The organism is Candidatus Methylomirabilota bacterium (assembly GCA_036005065.1).
Classification (GTDB): domain Bacteria; phylum Methylomirabilota; class Methylomirabilia; order Rokubacteriales; family DASRDR01; genus DASYQW01.
The window spans coordinates 1-14609 of record DASYQW010000300.1; the positions used below are offsets into that span (position 1 = coordinate 1).

13 protein-coding genes and 1 tRNA gene are annotated in these 14609 nt (G+C 69.2%); 2 read left to right on the forward strand and 12 right to left on the reverse strand.

What is annotated here, in order from left to right:
• Positions 1-185: 185 nt before the first annotated feature.
• Positions 186-260: transfer RNA gene (locus VGW35_20660), tRNA-Gly, on the reverse strand.
• A 38-nt stretch (positions 261-298) separates the two neighbouring features.
• Positions 299-1783: an HD domain-containing protein gene (locus VGW35_20665; GenBank protein ID HEV8310082.1), complete on the reverse strand. Its 1485-nt coding sequence runs from the start codon at positions 1781-1783 to the stop codon at positions 299-301.
• Positions 1784-1843: 60 nt separating this feature from the next.
• Here VGW35_20665 and VGW35_20670 point away from each other — a divergent pair, with 60 nt between their 5' ends.
• Positions 1844-2734 carry a DMT family transporter gene (locus tag VGW35_20670; protein HEV8310083.1) on the forward strand — a complete coding sequence of 297 codons (891 nt, stop codon included), beginning with the start codon at positions 1844-1846 and terminating at the stop codon, positions 2732-2734.
• A 177-nt stretch (positions 2735-2911) separates the two neighbouring features.
• Here VGW35_20670 and VGW35_20675 read toward each other — a convergent pair whose 3' ends face one another.
• The 4 genes from VGW35_20675 to VGW35_20690 form a co-directional block, all read right to left on the reverse strand.
• The gene (locus VGW35_20675) at positions 2912-3751 is read right to left on the reverse strand and encodes an amidohydrolase family protein (GenBank protein ID HEV8310084.1); all 840 of its coding nucleotides are present in this window, start codon (positions 3749-3751) and stop codon (positions 2912-2914) included.
• Entirely contained in the window at positions 3751-4683 is a 933-nt protein-coding gene (locus VGW35_20680) for a crosslink repair DNA glycosylase YcaQ family protein (GenBank protein HEV8310085.1), read from the reverse strand. Before VGW35_20680 ends, VGW35_20675 begins: the two co-directional genes overlap by 1 nt.
• A 7-nt stretch (positions 4684-4690) precedes the next feature.
• Complete coding sequence (locus tag VGW35_20685) at positions 4691-5578, reverse strand: ATPase domain-containing protein (GenBank protein ID HEV8310086.1); 888 nt, start codon at positions 5576-5578, stop codon at positions 4691-4693.
• A gap of 61 nt (positions 5579-5639) precedes the next feature.
• On the reverse strand, positions 5640-7217 hold the full coding sequence (locus VGW35_20690) for an ATP-dependent DNA ligase (protein ID HEV8310087.1): 1578 nt from the start codon (positions 7215-7217) through the stop codon (positions 5640-5642).
• Between the two features lie 303 nt (positions 7218-7520).
• Between VGW35_20690 and VGW35_20695 the strand changes: the two genes are divergently transcribed.
• Entirely contained in the window at positions 7521-9119 is a 1599-nt protein-coding gene (locus tag VGW35_20695) for a right-handed parallel beta-helix repeat-containing protein (GenBank protein ID HEV8310088.1), read from the forward strand.
• Positions 9120-9497: 378 nt separating this feature from the next.
• On the opposite strand, the gene VGW35_20700 is transcribed toward VGW35_20695, so the two are convergent.
• The 6 genes from VGW35_20700 to lexA all read right to left on the reverse strand — a co-directional run bounded on the left by VGW35_20700 (position 9498) and on the right by lexA (position 14503).
• A complete protein-coding gene (locus VGW35_20700; protein HEV8310089.1) occupies positions 9498-9848 on the reverse strand; it encodes a hypothetical protein in 351 nt (116 codons plus the stop codon).
• Positions 9849-9871: 23 nt separating this feature from the next.
• On the reverse strand, positions 9872-10204 hold the full coding sequence (locus tag VGW35_20705; protein ID HEV8310090.1) for a hypothetical protein: 333 nt from the start codon (positions 10202-10204) through the stop codon (positions 9872-9874).
• Positions 10205-10345: 141 nt separating this feature from the next.
• Complete coding sequence (locus VGW35_20710) at positions 10346-10843, reverse strand: hypothetical protein (GenBank protein ID HEV8310091.1); 498 nt, start codon at positions 10841-10843, stop codon at positions 10346-10348.
• A 97-nt stretch (positions 10844-10940) separates the two neighbouring features.
• Complete coding sequence (locus VGW35_20715) at positions 10941-12359, reverse strand: FAD-dependent oxidoreductase (GenBank protein ID HEV8310092.1); 1419 nt, start codon at positions 12357-12359, stop codon at positions 10941-10943.
• 19 nt (positions 12360-12378) lie between these two features.
• A complete protein-coding gene (locus tag VGW35_20720; protein HEV8310093.1) occupies positions 12379-13515 on the reverse strand; it encodes a polysaccharide pyruvyl transferase family protein in 1137 nt (378 codons plus the stop codon).
• A gap of 367 nt (positions 13516-13882) precedes the next feature.
• Positions 13883-14503 (reverse strand): transcriptional repressor LexA, encoded by a 621-nt coding sequence (gene lexA / locus VGW35_20725; GenBank protein ID HEV8310094.1) that lies wholly within the window; start codon positions 14501-14503, stop codon positions 13883-13885.
• Between the last annotated feature and the right edge of the window lie 106 nt (positions 14504-14609).

The window sequence follows — 14609 nt, forward strand, 5'->3', positions numbered from 1 at the left end:
CCCGCCACAGTTTCACGCGCTATATCTCCTGCGCTCGATTGCATCGCCCTCCTTTCGCGATCTCGCGAGGCCAACGCCGCACCGATGGCTATTGCACCGGCGGGTGGGATGCCCGATATGACGCAGTGCGGTGGGCAGCAAGAGCGACAAGGGGTCACGGCGCGCGCCGTAACCCCCCGTCCGGATGGAGCGGGCGACCGGAATCGAACCGGCGACGTCCAGCTTGGGAAGCTGGCATTCTACCGCTGAATTACGCCCGCGTCCCGGACCCGATTCTAGTGGGGGCCGGGAGCCCCTGTCAACCGCGCGGTGATCCCTCCTGGCGCGCGAGCCAGTCGAGCGCCTCCTCGCGCGTCCGGACGAGTCCCAGGGCCTGAGCCTCGCGGACGCGGGCCAGGAGCCGCCCGACCTCGGGGCCGGCGGCCAGGCCGAAGGCCGCCATCACGTCTCCGCCCCGCACCAGCGGGGGCTCGGCGGCCTCTTCGGCGGCTTCGACCTGCCCGGTGAGGAGCGAGTCCAGCAGCGCCCGGGTGGCGCCCCGGTACACGGCGGCCGGCGGGCGGTCATCGGTCGCGGCCGCGTCGGCGATGGTGAGGCAGACGAGATCGGAAACCTCGTCGCCGAGGTCGCGGAAGAAGCGGTACCGCGCGCGCCGGCTGATCTCGGCGAGCATCCCGAGGTGCATCGGGCGGAGGTGCTGGCGCACCAGGCGCTCGAGCACGCGGGCGGCCGGCCCCGGCCAGCGCCACCGGGCCGCAATCGCCGCCGCGCGCTCCGCTCCCAGCCGGTCATGTCCGCTGAAGCGGACGCGGCCGTCGGGGTCGACGCTCCGCGTCTCGGGCTTGGCCACGTCGTGCAGCAGCACGGCGAGCTTCAGCACTTCCCGGCGCGTGAGCCCGCTTCCCAGGGACTCGCCGAAATGCGCCGCGACGCGGGAGTGGTGCGGGACGAGCAGGGCGAGGTCCGCCAGCAACGCCTCGAGGGCGCCGAGGGCGCGCACCGAGTGCTCCCACACGGTGAAGCGGTGCGGCGCCGACTGGGTCGTGGCGCGCATGGGGACCGCCTCGGGAAGCAAGGTGAAGAGGACCGACCACGCCTCGGCGTCCCGGAGCACCGCCGTGGTATCCGGGAGTCGCAGCCAGCGCGTCACCTCGTCCCGGACGCGCTCGGCGGCGACGGCCGCCAGTCCCGCCACCGCCGCCCGGGCCAGGCGCTCGGTCTCCGGCTCCACCGCGAAGCCGAGGGCATGGGCCAGCCGGAGCAGCCGCAGGACACGCACCGGGTCGTCGGCGAACGCGGTGGGCCCGCACGCCCGCAGCCGCCGCGCCGCGAGATCGCCGAGCCCGCCGGTCGGGTCGATCACGGGCGCGCGGCCGCCCAGGAGCGCGTCGAGCGGCACGGCCAGCGCATCGACGGTAACGTCGCGGCCGGTGAGGTCGGCCTCGAGCGACGGCCCGCGAAAGTCGGCGAGGTCGATCAGCGCGGGGGTCGGAGTGCGCACGACGACCCGCGCCATCCCATGAGGCTCGCCGAGCGGGACGAAGGCCGCCCCGAGCCGATCCGCGAGTCGCCGCGCGGCGGCGAGGCTCCCGGCCGGCAGCGCGATGTCCAGGTCCTCGACCGGCGCGGGCGCGCCGCGCAAGGCGTCCCGCACCGCGCCGCCGACCAGCCAGGCCGGGCCCTCGACGACCTCGGCCACGACGGCGAGCAGCCCGCGGGCCAGCCCGAGGGCTTCGAGGGCGAGGATCGCGGGCTGGCCGCCCATCGCCCGTTCATCGCGCATCGGTGTGCATCCCCATCCCGAGATTGACGATCATTCGGGCGGCTTGCTACGGTGGGGGCCGTGTCCGAGAAGAAGGCGCCGCGACCCAGCGCGCTGGCCGGTTACGCGCTCGTCGCCGCCGCCGCGACCTCCTGGGGCGCCCAGAGCATCGTGGCGAAGGTGCTTCTGACGTCCGGTCTTCCCCCCAGCTGGCTGATCAGCACGCGCACCGCCCTCGCCTCTGTCATCGTGGCGGGCACGCTGGCCGCCGTCAAGCCGGGCCTCCTGCGGGTGAGCGCACGAGATCTGTGTGAGCTGGGGCTGCTCGGCATCGTGATGGCGCTGTCGCAGTACACCTACTACTTCGCGCTGACCCGGATTCCGGTGGCGACCACCCTGCTCGTCATCTACACCTCCCCGCTCCTCGTGCTGGCGGCCTCGGTCTTGATCCACGGCGAGCCTCTCGAGCGCCGCGACCTGATCGCCGCCGCGGCCACGCTGGTCGGCGCCGCCTTCGTCGTGCGCGCGTACGAGCCCGAGGTGCTCCGCCTGAACGCGCTGGGCCTGACGGCCAGCGTGTTCTGCGCAGCCGCGTTCGCCTTCTACAGCCTGTGGGGAAAGCGGGCGGCGCCGGCCGCATCTCCGTGGACGCGGGTGACGTACTCGCTGGGGACGGCGGCCGCCTTCTGGCTCCCCCTGGCCCCGCCGTGGACGCTGCTGCAGTCGGCGCACCCCCCGGCCATCTGGCTCGGCCTCGCCGTCGTCGTGGTGTTCGGCACGCTCCTGCCGTTCGGGCTCTTCCTGTCCGGTCTGGCGCGCATCAGCGCCGCCCACGCCAGCCTCACGGCCACCCTGGAGCCGATCGTGGCCGCCGTCGTCGCCTACTTCGTCCTGGGCGAGCGCCTGGAACCGCTCCAGCTCGTGGGCGGCGCTCTGGTGCTGGGCGGGATCGCCCTCCTCCACATCCGCTAGTCGATCGGAGGGGGCCTCAACGGCCCCTCCGAAACCTTCCCCAGGAAAAGTTGCGCGGGCGAAGCCCGCGCTCGGAGCGCTGCTCGACGCATGGCCTGCTCGGGGCGAGCTGCCGGGATACTCCGACACACTCCGAGAGGATTTCAGGAGGGAGGCTCCACGGCCCCCGGCGAAATCCTAGAGGCGGAAGACGGCCCGGGCGTTCTCGTAGAAGATCCGCTGGTAGACGGCGAGCGGCAGGTCGCGCCCCCACAGGTGGCGCCGCTCCTCCTCGTACGGGTATGGCAGGTTGGGGAAATCGCTACCGAACAGGATGCGCTCGGCGTACCGGACGAGGTCGGTGTCGCGCACCGTCTCCGGGTCGATCCGCGTGAACGGGAACGAGGCCGGCGTCATCGCCATGGTGGTGTCGAGGTAAAGGCTCGGGAAGCGATCGAGCAGCCGGAGGCAGGCCCGGGTCTCGAAGGCGCCCATGTGACAGACGACGGCCCGCAGTCCCGGGAGGCGCTCGAGCACCCGGGTGAACCGGGCGATGCCCGTGAACTCGTTGGTGTGCGGCCCGGTCCCGACGTGGATCACGAGCGCGCGGTCGAGCTCGACCAATCGCTCGTAGACCGGGAGCATCCGCGGATCGTCCGGGTAGAAGCGCTGCACCTGGATGTGGACCTTGATCCCGGCGAAGCCGAAGGCCCCGCAGGCCTCCTCGACGATCGCCACGGGCTCCTCGTCCGCCGCGTGGACGGTGCCGAGGGGGATCCCGTCGGGCAGGGTCCGGGCGGTATCCCGGAGCCAGCGGTTCAACTCGCGGGCCATGCCCGATCGGTGGGCATACGAGAAGAAAACGAAGCGCTCGACACCGGCGGCCCGGAGGTCCGCGGCCACGGCGGCGGGCTCGGTCGGGCCTCGCAGGTTCCAGTCGGTGTGCTCGTCGAACCAGCGGCGGATCGCCGCGGCGAGCCGCGCCGGGTGGAGGTGGGTGTGGGCGTCGATGTAACGAAACGCGGGGGGGGCCTCCACTACGAGCCCGCACCCAGGCGCTCGAGCAGCGCGCGATGGACCACGAGGTCAACCGGCAGGCCGGGCACCGCAACGTCCGTCCGGGCGGCGCCGGCCCGCACCAGGGCGCCCAGGGCGTCGGCCACCTCGGAACGTCCGAGCCCGAACAGGCGGGCCAGCTGCCGCACCGTGGTCCACCCGACGGCCCCCAGGTAGCGTGCGACGAGGTGGTGGACGGCCGCCCGGCGGCTGAGCCGGCGCCCCGCCCGCACCTTTTCGGGCAGCCAGGCTTCGAGGAGGTCCCAGCGGTAGGAGAACGTCGGATCGTAGCGCTCCTCGACCTTGGCCACGAACAGTCCTTGCTGAAGCTCGGCCACGGCGCGCTCGAATTCGCGGGTCCGCCCCGGGTCGAGCATGAAGCACTCGGCGCGCCATTCGCGCGTATAGAGCGGGTGCCGGCGGATCAGGACATCCATCAGCCGCTTGGCGGCGAGGGAGAGGCGTCCAGCCTCGTACTCGAGCCGGTAATCGCGCGCGCGCTGGCGGCCCCGGACGAGCGCATAGAACGCCGGGAACAGATCGAGCGCCACCAGGACGGGGCGGCCCTTGAGCAGCTTGCCGTAGTAGACCGCCCGGCGGGCGGGCAGCGTGTCCTTGAGCTCCCAGGTCAGCCCGATGCCCGCATCGTGGTGAGAGCGGCGGGGCCAGCGGGGATCGCGCCGGCCCGCCACCGCCTCCCACAGACAGCCGAGCCCTTCCGGGAAGCGGTAGAAGGTGGAACAGATGCCGACCGCCTCGACGAAGGCGAGCGCCTCCCGTGCGCTGCGGACCCGCCGCCCGGGGAGCCGGCGGAAGGCCTCGTCACGGTAGCGCTCGAGCCGCTCGCGGGTGAGGTTCGGGAGGAGGCCGTCGAGGCTCCCTCCGGGCAAGCTCAGCTGGGAGCGGGAGCCCAACGGCCGGTCACTCGAAGGTGAGGCCCCGCTCGTCGATCCGGTACTCGACGATCTCGTCGGTCATCGCACTGCCCCGGTGCTTGGCGACGCCCACGAACCGCCCCACCCGGGTGCCCACCTTCTCGCGGCCCATCAGCAGCACCGTGTTGGCGACAGCCCCGGGGTCCCCCGCCAGCATCTTCCGCGCCACCAGGTCCTCGAGCCGCGTTTCCTCGGTCGTGAACAGGAGCAGCGTCGTGATCGCCCCGTGGTCGTACCGATGGGCGTCGATGAATGCCCGGTGCCGCCAGACCGGGAGGCAGATCTCCATGCCGAGCGTCTCGGCATCGCGGTGGATCACCTTCCGGTAGAGCTCGTCGACCAGGTAGAGCTGGATCGCGTCGTCCGGCTGGCAAGGCTCGATCCCGTCGATGGCCACCCGGTGAGCCCCGTGGGCAAAGTGGAAGTAGAAGAACGGCCGGGCCGTGTAGAGCGCGCGGGCGTAGGCCGCCTTCCAGCCCCAGTCGAACTCACGGCCCTCGGGCGTGGCCAGCTCGTAGTCGCTCCGCCGGCCGACCCACGAGAAGACGTCGAGGTAGTGGGCCTCGAGCTCGTCGGGCGGGGGGTAGGGATCGGCCATGGGCATGACGGTATGTGTCCAGCGCGTGAGGGGCCAGCCGTGGAGGCGCGCCGCATAGGGGACGTGCTGCTGGGAGTCGCCGCGGGCGTTCATGTCGACGACCAGGCCGCGGCGCCCGTCCGCCTGGCGCCCCTGCGCCGCGAAGGCGAGGCCCAGGTGGGTCTTGCCGATCCCGGTGGCCCCGTAGACGACGGTGAGCGTCCCGGGCAGGAGGCCGCCGTCGAGCATGGCGTCCAGGCGCGCGAGTCCGGTGGAGACGCGGTCGCCAGTGGTCACGAGGAGCAAGGATACGGGGTCGGCCGGCCGCCGTCAATTCGCCGTATCGCGCCATCGGTCCTCACCAGGCGGCTCGCCCCTTCGCCTCGAACTGCCGCGCGTAGCGCGCCCGCAGCCCGGCGAGCGTGTCGGCGTCTTCCGGCCTCTTGTCGTCGCGAATGCGCGTGATGCGGGCGAAGCGGAGCGCGAGTCCCGAGACGTACTGCGGGCTCCCCTGGATCTCGTTGTAGGCGACCTCCACCACCACCTCCGGCCGCACCCGGACGGTGTACCCGTCGTCGGCCACAGCTCGGGCCCGCAGCCGCTCCGTCATCTCGGCGAATTCCCGGTCGGTGAGGCCCTTGAAGGTCTTGCCGACCTCGGCAAACCCGCCCGCCTCGTCGCGCACCGCGAGATGGTAGTTCGAGAGCCATCCCCGCCGGCGACCCGAACCGCGGTCGGCGGCGACGATGACGCAGTCGAGGCGATCGGCCAGCTTCACCTTGAACCAGCGGCTGCCGCGGACACCGGGCGTGTACGGGCTGTCGAGCGCCTTGGCCATGAGCCCCTCGTGCCCGGCCGCCACCGCCTCGCGCAGGAAGAGCTCGGCGGCCTCGTGGTCGTCCGTGAGACGGCGCTCGGCCAGATGGCGGCCGCCCGTGGTCTCGGCGAGCGCCGCCCAGCGCTCGGCGTAGGGCCGATCGACCAGCGTCACCCCCTCCAGGGAAAGACAGTCGAAGAGGTAGAGGCGCACGGGGATCTGGCGGGCGAGGGCGTCGACCTCGTGCACGCGGCGGAAGCGACGCATGAGGTCCTGGAACGGCAGGGGGCGGCCGTCGGCGGCGACCGCCACCACCTCGCCCTCCAGGATGAGCCGATCCGCCAGGAGCTCGCGGCGCCCGATCGCCGCCACTTCGGGCAGGCTCGCGGTGACCTCGGTGAGACGCCGGCTCCAGATCCGCACCGCATCGCCCTGCCGGTGGAGCTGGATGCGCGCGCCGTCGTACTTCACCTCGACGGCCGTGCGGCCGCCATGGGCGGCCAGGACCTCGGCCAGGTCCTCGGCCGGCTCGGCCAGCATGGGGAGCAGGGGCACGAATAGCCGGACGGACACCGCCTGGAGACCCGCGACGCCCTCGAGGAGCGCGATGCGCGCCACCTCTGAGGGGTCGGAGACGAGCAGGCTGGCCCGCCGCACCAGGGCGAGTGGGACCGACGCGGCCACCGCCAGGGCCTCCTGGATCAGCCCGTCGTGGACCCCCGTTCGCATCTCCCCCGCAAGGATCGCCAGCAGCACGGATCGCTCCTCGAGCCCGGCGGCGGCGACGAGGTCCCGCAGCAGACCAGCCTTGGCCGCTCGGGACCCGGCACCCGCCGCGTCGGCGATGGCGGAGAACGCCCGGGCCACCTCGAGCAGCGTCAGCGAGTGCGGGCCGGCGGGCGGGGGTGCGTCCGGGAGGCGGCCAAGGGTCGCCCAGCTCAGATTCAGCACGCGGGGGTCCGCGGCCGGTAGCGGCCGACCGGCCAGGAACGCCACCGCCCAGGCAATCTCCCCGGGGGTGAGCGCGCGGAGGAACTCCGCGACGAGCGCGACCTTCTCGAGCCGGCGGGGAGTGGCGGCCAGACGCCGGTGGAGACGCGTGAGATCCCCCAGGGTCACACGTCCATTCTAGCGAAGCTCGTCCCCGGCGGCCTCCGCGCCCGAGACCCGTCGAGTCCTCTGGCAGGGGCCTCGAAGGAAGGCGAGGATCCCGGCATGGGCGATCCCTCCGTCTCCAGTTCTCCGGGAAGGTGGTCCCGTCACCCTCGATGAGCCCGGCGTATCTTTCCGCTGACTCCGTTGCCGGCGACTGGGATCACGCTCGAGCGTACCCACTCGTCCCTGGCGACCGAGCCGGGCCGCTTCGTGATCCTCGGTGGCGCGAGGCGGCTGTTGTCGAACCCGGCCGGATGGAGTATCGTCATGAGCTATCCCGGGGGCAAGGAGATTGTCATGAAGATACTACTCAGTCTCGCTTTCCTTTGCATCGTTCTCCTATTCTTCAGCATTGTGGAGAGCTATGCCCAGAATACCTTCTACATCTCACCTACTGGATCAGACTCAAATCCAGGAACAAACGCTTTACCTTGGAAACGGTGGGCTTTTGCTTTAGGACGATTAGCTCCTGGGGACACATTGATAGCTAAGGATGGGACCTATACCCGATCAACCACGGGAATTCCGAGCATTATCTGCGGCTCGAATGCTCAACACGGAACCGCAACAGAGCCGATAACGATCAAGGCCCAGAACGAGAGGCGGCCGATGCTGAAGGCCGGAGGAACAAGCGGCCCAACCGGGCTGACCTGGACCGCTTTCACAATGCAGAACTGTTCGTGGTGGAATATCAGAGGGTTGAGATTTGAAGGTTCCGACGCCGACAACAGCCAGAGCCAGTATAATAACTTTGGAGGGTTGCTGCATATTTATCAGAGTTCCAACATCAAGCTATTCAGGCTCTTCTCGAGAAGAAATAACAGGTATGCGAACCATCATTTGATCCTACTGCAGAGCTCTTCCAATATTCTATTGGAAGAGTCAGAAGTATATGATTTCTGCCGACACGGGATCTCGGTGGCCGGTGGAATCAAGATCACTCTCAGAAGAAATTATGCCAATGCACACTTCTATCCCACAATCCCTGGGCAATGGCCACCCGATGATCCCCCGCCAGGTCCTGACTGTACTGCGAATGGGCATAGTATTGCCATGGTGCTCTATCCGGCTAAGCAATCAGGGATGGAAAACAATATTACGGAGCACAACGGTTATGGTTTCCTTTCCATAGAGCCAGGAGATGTGCCGGGAGCTGGCTCCAGCAACAGGTTTTTAGGGAATATGGGAATCGACAACCACCGAGATGTCACAATTGACAACAGGAGCGCGGCCCAAGCGAACATTGTCTTTGAGAACCATGTGTCGGTCAATTCGAGAACGGTTGGTCTCTGGAACAATAATAACGGTGTCAAGGGACTTGTGTGTAAGAACTGCTCTTTTATTGACGGAAGCCCTATCGGTGGCAGTCCTCGAGCCTCGGTGTTGCAAGACCTTGGTCACGTTTCTGATGATACTGTGCTTTATCGGAATGTCCTGGTAATCAACTATCCTATGGAGGGTTTCTCTATTCCTGGAACTTGGTCTAGTTGTAGGATCGAGTATACGACTTCATACCACAACAACCCAAACTTCCCACCGCATTCAAGTTGCACTTTCGCTAATATTTCAGCAGCAAATCCAAACTTCGGCGAACCGGCAGGAGACCGGGTGGGAATTGGCTATGGACACTGCATGGTGTACATCCCTTCAGGCAACGCTGCCTTGAAAGGAACAGGTAAAGGAGGGGCGGATAGAGGAGCGAACGTCATTTACAGATATCAGAATGGGGTTCTGACAGGAACTAAGCTGTGGCGTCCATTTAGCGGGGCATTTCCGTGCGGTGTGGATGTGCTTGGTTCGGGGCATCGATGTCGGAATGTGCATCAGAGGTTGAATGTGGGAGTGAACGGGTGCCCAGTGCCGTAGAACGAGAACGAGGCGGTCACCAAGTTCTGCGAGGGAGTGCGCCACGCCCTCGCGCGGACCTGTGTAAACTGCGGCCGTCAGCTCGCCCCAGCGGCCAAGTTCTGCCGTGAGTGCGCCCACCCGACCTGATTGGCGCCGGGTGCAGGCACCGCCCCGCGCTGCACCTCCCCGAGACTCACATCCCGACGCACCTTGCCGAGCGCATCATCGTTACGTCGAAGCGCGCGGTGGAGGGCGAGCACAGTTCCCCGGAAGCTGTCCGAGTGACCGCGCGCAGTGGGATGGCCGACCGCCAACGGTTGGCGTTCCGCCCGCGCAACCGCGTCCTGGGGGGTGGGTCGGGGAGTGGGTCCCTCGAGGTCCCCCTCCCCATGACTCCTAGGCGGCCTGAGTCGCGACGCCCTCGATCCGCTCGTGGTCCCGGACCCGCCCTTCCTGCTCCTGCTCCCAAGCCCGGCCCTTACACTCGAGCGCGTAGTCCTCGATCCTCTCGTGCAGCTGGGCGGCCCGGTCCACCCGGTTCCAGAGGACGGCCCGATAGAACTTCACGCCGAGAATCCCGAGGGCCCGGTCCATCTTGACGCCGTATCGAAGCCGGGCTTCGCCCACCGCGCACGTCGTCCACCGCGACGCCAGCTCGCGGTCCTCACCCGTGAACCGCGGGCACGAAAGCATGCCCAAGAGCTTGCGCTGGCGGGCCTCGTCGATCCGCTGCTCCCATCGCTTCATGGCTCTTTCGTCCCTTCCATTCTTCACAGGCTAATCCCGCCGGTGGGTATGGCCTTCTCGTCGGGGCTCTGCTCCGCGTCCTCGTCCTCGGCGGGCTCGGAGTCACTCGCGAGAATCTGGACCGACACCATGTCGGTGAACACCAGGGCCTGCCGAACGCGCACCCAGGGAAGGCCCATGGCCATCGCCCCTCGCACGGCCGTCCTCAGGGCCTGCGTGACCGCCTCCTCGATCGAGGTCTTCGAATGGTCGTCGAGAGGGGCCGTGGTCTCGATGGCAGCGACCCGCGCGATGGCCGGGGAGGCCACCACGAAGATCAGCCCGAGGACGACTGCAAACCGAATCAGCGAGGACATGACCGCCTCCATGGCGTGTTTATGTAGCACCACCGCGTCGCAAATGCACGTGCCGTGCCGGAGACGGGCAGATGCGGGGGAGACCGGGCCGATCGGCCCGGCCGGCGGAAGACCACCGGCCGGGCGATGCGCGAACGGGCGTCAGGCGACGCGCGCGACTCGGGACGGGATGACCGAGAGTTTGTCCTCGATGCGGACGTCGGGACGGATCCTCATCGCCTCGTGCTCGGCGAGGCGCAGGATGGCATCCCGGATCTCCGGCGTGGGAACCTCACCAGAGATCTCGAGCGTAGCCGGCGAGCCGCGCCACGTCGGCACATGCGCCGTCGGAGTGACGGGAAGGCCGAACAAGGCCTGCTCGCGCAAGAGCGCGTCGGAGACTTGGGCCTGCAGGTGCACGGCCTCCGCTTGCCGCTTGCGCCGGAGGTCGAGGAGCTTGCCGGCGCCGCCGACGAGCACGAGGAGTCCCACGACCATGCCGATGGTGAGCCATGCACCGGCGCCCTCGCCGGCTGGTGTCACCGGTGACATCGTCGGCGGGGTGACAGGCGGCGGTGCCGTGCCGGGCTGGGTCTGGGCCAGGGCCAGACCGGCTAACAGACCGACCACCAGGGTCGTCGTCAACAGTCCGAGGGCCACGACGGGTCTCGAGGCTGGTCGCATAGTAACCACCTCCAGACCCAGATTCCGAGCAAGCCCGATACCACCAGCGCGTCTCGGCGACAGGGGTGTCTCGTTACGCGACGCCTCGGATGTCCGCACCCTGGCGCGCCAGCTCGCGCTGGATATCCGCCACCGGCATCTCGCGCGGGGCCTTTCCAGCCGCCGCCGCCAGCGCCGCGCAGACCCCCGCGGCCTGGCCGGTGGCCATCGCGGTCGGCATGACGCGATACGAAGAATGGGCTTCGTGGGTGCCCGAGATGCAGCGGCCGGCCACGACGAGATGCTCGACGCGCTGGGGCAACAGGCAGCGAAGGGGGATGTCGTAGGCCTCGCCGGGCGGGACCCGCTTGAGGATCGTCCCGCTGCCCTCGGGGTTGTGGATGTCGATGGGATACGTGCCGCGGGCGATGACGTCGGCGAACCGCCGTGCTCCGAGGATGTCGTCCGCCGTCATCCGGTACTCGCCAACGACGCGCCGGGTCTCCCGTACGCCGATCTGCACGCCGCTCTGAGCCAGGTAGGACTGCTCGAAGCCCGGAACGTAGCGCCGGAGAAAGGCGACGATCTGCCGCATCTGGCGGCGGCTCTCCCACTCGGCCCGTGTGAGATCGAACACGTTGGTGCCCAGCACGTTGGTCACCCGCGTACTGTTCACGCTGACCTCGCGCTCGTGCGGCGTGCCGAAGAAGAGGATGTCCTCCCGTGGCAGCTCGAGCACGCCGGCCCGCGTGGCCTCCCGGATGAGGTCGTAGAGCCCGTGCACCCCCCGCCACTGGGTGGGATGGGCCTTTACGTAGGCGGAGAATGCCCGGCGCTCGAACTCCACCATCCGAAACATGAGGGTCATCGGCTGCACCCGCTCGTCGAAATCCCGCCCGAGCTCGTACGGCGCACCGGCCAGCGCCGCGACATCACCGTCCCCCGTGCCATCGACGACCACTCGCGCCCGGACCGCCAGTGGACCCGACTTGGTGGCGAAGACGACGCCCTCGAGCCGCGGTGTCCCCAGGACGTCGCTGGCGAAGGCGTGGAACAGATAGGTGACCCCGGCCTCGTCGAGCAGGTCGAGGGCGACGAGCTTGAACACCTCGGGATCGAAGGGCACCGTGAAGCCGGTCTCGAGCGAGGGGCGCAGGGCGCCGCCGGCAGCGACCAGCCGCTCGACCAGCGTTCGGACGGCACCGGCGATGACCGGCTCGCCCGGTCCGTGATCGGTGGGGAGCAGGGCATCGACGGGCGCGGGGGCGGGCGCGGCGCGCCGGGTGTGGAAGGACATGAGCGGCATCACGAGCGCGGCCGTCGCGTTCCCACCCAGGAAGCCATACCGCTCGGCGAGCACCACCCGGGCGCCGGCTTGGGCGGCCCCCAGCGCGGCGCCGAGCCCCGCCGGGCCGCCGCCGACCACCAGCACGTCGGCGTCGGCCGCTAGCGTGGCGGCGCGCGCCGGCAGCGTGATCTGGCGAGAATCCCGCGGAGGCGGGAGCGGCGGCATGGGTGAGTCCCCTCGGGGTTCACCCCATTGCCGGCTGGGCGGCTTCGCTCGGCGCCGACTTCCCGTCGAGGAGCCGCGCGGTCAGACCCGCCGTCTCTCGCGCGCGCCCCTGGAGGGCCGGCATGCGCCGCTCGAGCGTCTCCCGGAGCTCGCGCCTGAGGTCCCAGCACCGGTCGATCGAGGCCAGGAGGGGTCCCGCGTGTTGCTCCTGGAGCGTGCGCGCGGGCAGCCCGAGATCCTCCAGGAACCCGGCGACCTTGGCGGCGTAGGGGAGCGGGATGAAGGGCACCCGGGCGATTGCGGCGAAGATCAGGAAGTGGAGTCGCATGCCGATGACCATGTCTAGGTGCTCCATCAGCCCGAGGATCTGCCCGGGCCGATACTCGCCCTTCAGCACGAAGGCTCGCTCGGCCTCGGCCATCCGCCCGATCACGGCGTGCGACTCCCGAATGTCGCCGCGCTCCATCGGCACGAAGACGATGTCGGCATCGAGCCGGTCGGCGACGAAGTCGGCCGCGTTGGCGAGCAGCGTGTGGTAGCCCACTTCCCCGAGATCCGGCGCCGCCGGCCCCACCTCGCGCACCGACACCCCCACCAGGTGCCGCGTCATCGGGACGCCCTCCTTTTTCAGCATCTCGACGCTGAAGGGCTCCGGAGCGAGTAACAGCGCTGGATCGGCGGTCACCGCGATCTCGCGCGTCACACCGATCTCCTCGAGGAGCCGTTTGGCGCGCATCTCGCGGACCGTCAAGAGATCCATCTGGTTCAGCGCGCTCGACACGGCCTGGCGGCCCTCGGGGCTCTCCAGGGGGCCGGCGCCGATGGCGTAGGTCACGGTGGGCACACCGAGATCACGGGCGATCTGGACCTCTCGGAGATAGGTATGAGCCTCCCGGTCGTAGAGGAGACCCCCACCGCCGAGCACGAAGAGGTCGAGCCCCCGGATCTCGGGGATGATCTCGTCGCGGCTCACCTCGCGGACGGCGACGACCCGCTCCACGGCGTGGTGCGTCTCCGTGTGCTGGGCATTCCGCGAGAACACGACGATCTCGGCGCCGCTCACCGCCTTGCGGAGGGTGTCGATGACGCAGCTGAGAATCGCCTCGTCGCCGAGGTTCAGTCCGCCGTAAGAGCCCGAGACCCCGATCACCGGCATGGCGTCGTGACTCCACAGGGGGTCCTGTGCAGACGCGATACCAAGACCGCCGCGGGGGGCCCCGTCACCCGGGAGCCCGGGTCAGCCGGCGAGGAGGTGCAGGGCCAGCCCCCAGAGGGCGAACGTGCTCAGCATCACCAGGGCGCCCAGGAGGTCTCCGAGTGGCACCCGGCGAGCCGTGAATGCCGCCATATGTTGAGTGGGCGCCGCCCAAAAAAATTGACCGCGGCGAGGAAGGCGTGGGCCAGCCGCGCGGACCCGACCCGGCCGGGGCGACCTGGGCGCCCGCTGACCCGCCCGGCGCCGGACGGCCGGGGAGCCGGCGAAGGGCGCGATACCTTGGCTGACGCTCGGTTCGCGCATGGGACTAGACCTGACGGACGAGCCCGACCACTTTCCCGAGAACCCGGAAATCGTGCTCATCCTGACGGACGACGATCGGGGACAGCGTCGGGTGCTCGGGCTTCAACACCACGCCCTGCGCATCTCGCGCGAAGCGTTTGACGGTCGCCTCACCGTCGACGAGGGCCACCACGATGTCGCCGGGCTCGGCGTGGTCCTGCCGGCGAACAACTACCACGTCACCCTCGACGATATGGGCCCCGACCATGCTCTCGCCGCGCACGCGGAGGCCGAACACCTCCTCGTTCTTGCCCCCGAACCAGTCGGCTGCGAGCTGGAGTGTCCCCTCGCGGTTTTCTTCGGACTGCAGCGGCGCTCCGGCGGCGATCCGGCCCAGAATGGGAATCTCTCGCGCGGCGGGAACGCGATCGGCCAGCGTGAGAGCCCGGGAGGTCCGGCCGGCCGCGCTCCGGCGGCGCAGGAATCCCTTGCGCTCGAGGGCGCGGAGGTGATCGAAGGCCGCCCGCGGTGTCACCCGGAAGCGTTCCCCGATCTCGCGTACCGTGGGCGGGACGCCGTGGCGCTGGGAGAACATCCGGATGAACCCGAGCACTTCCTGCTGACGTCGGGTCAGTCGCAGCTCCATGCGCCCTCCCTCAAATACGGCTCTCGGCTCACCGCCATGCTCTCACTGCCCTGCAGCTTACTCAACAGAAGTTGAGCCCGTCAACAAAAAAGTGCAGGGGCCGCCG

Excerpts from the sequence above, each read along its gene's own strand:
- VGW35_20665 (HEV8310082.1), bottom strand. The coding sequence starts at position 1,783 with ATGCGCGATGAACGGGCGATGGGCGGCCAGCCCGCGATCCTCGCCCTC.
- VGW35_20695 (HEV8310088.1), top strand. The coding sequence starts at position 7,521 with ATGAGCTATCCCGGGGGCAAGGAGATTGTCATGAAGATACTACTCAGT.
- VGW35_20700 (HEV8310089.1), bottom strand. The coding sequence starts at position 9,848 with ATGAAGCGATGGGAGCAGCGGATCGACGAGGCCCGCCAGCGCAAGCTC.
- VGW35_20705 (HEV8310090.1), bottom strand. The coding sequence starts at position 10,204 with ATGTCCTCGCTGATTCGGTTTGCAGTCGTCCTCGGGCTGATCTTCGTG.
- VGW35_20715 (HEV8310092.1), bottom strand. The coding sequence starts at position 12,359 with ATGCCGCCGCTCCCGCCTCCGCGGGATTCTCGCCAGATCACGCTGCCG.
- VGW35_20720 (HEV8310093.1), bottom strand. The coding sequence starts at position 13,515 with ATGCCGGTGATCGGGGTCTCGGGCTCTTACGGCGGACTGAACCTCGGC.
- lexA (HEV8310094.1), bottom strand. The coding sequence starts at position 14,503 with ATGGAGCTGCGACTGACCCGACGTCAGCAGGAAGTGCTCGGGTTCATC.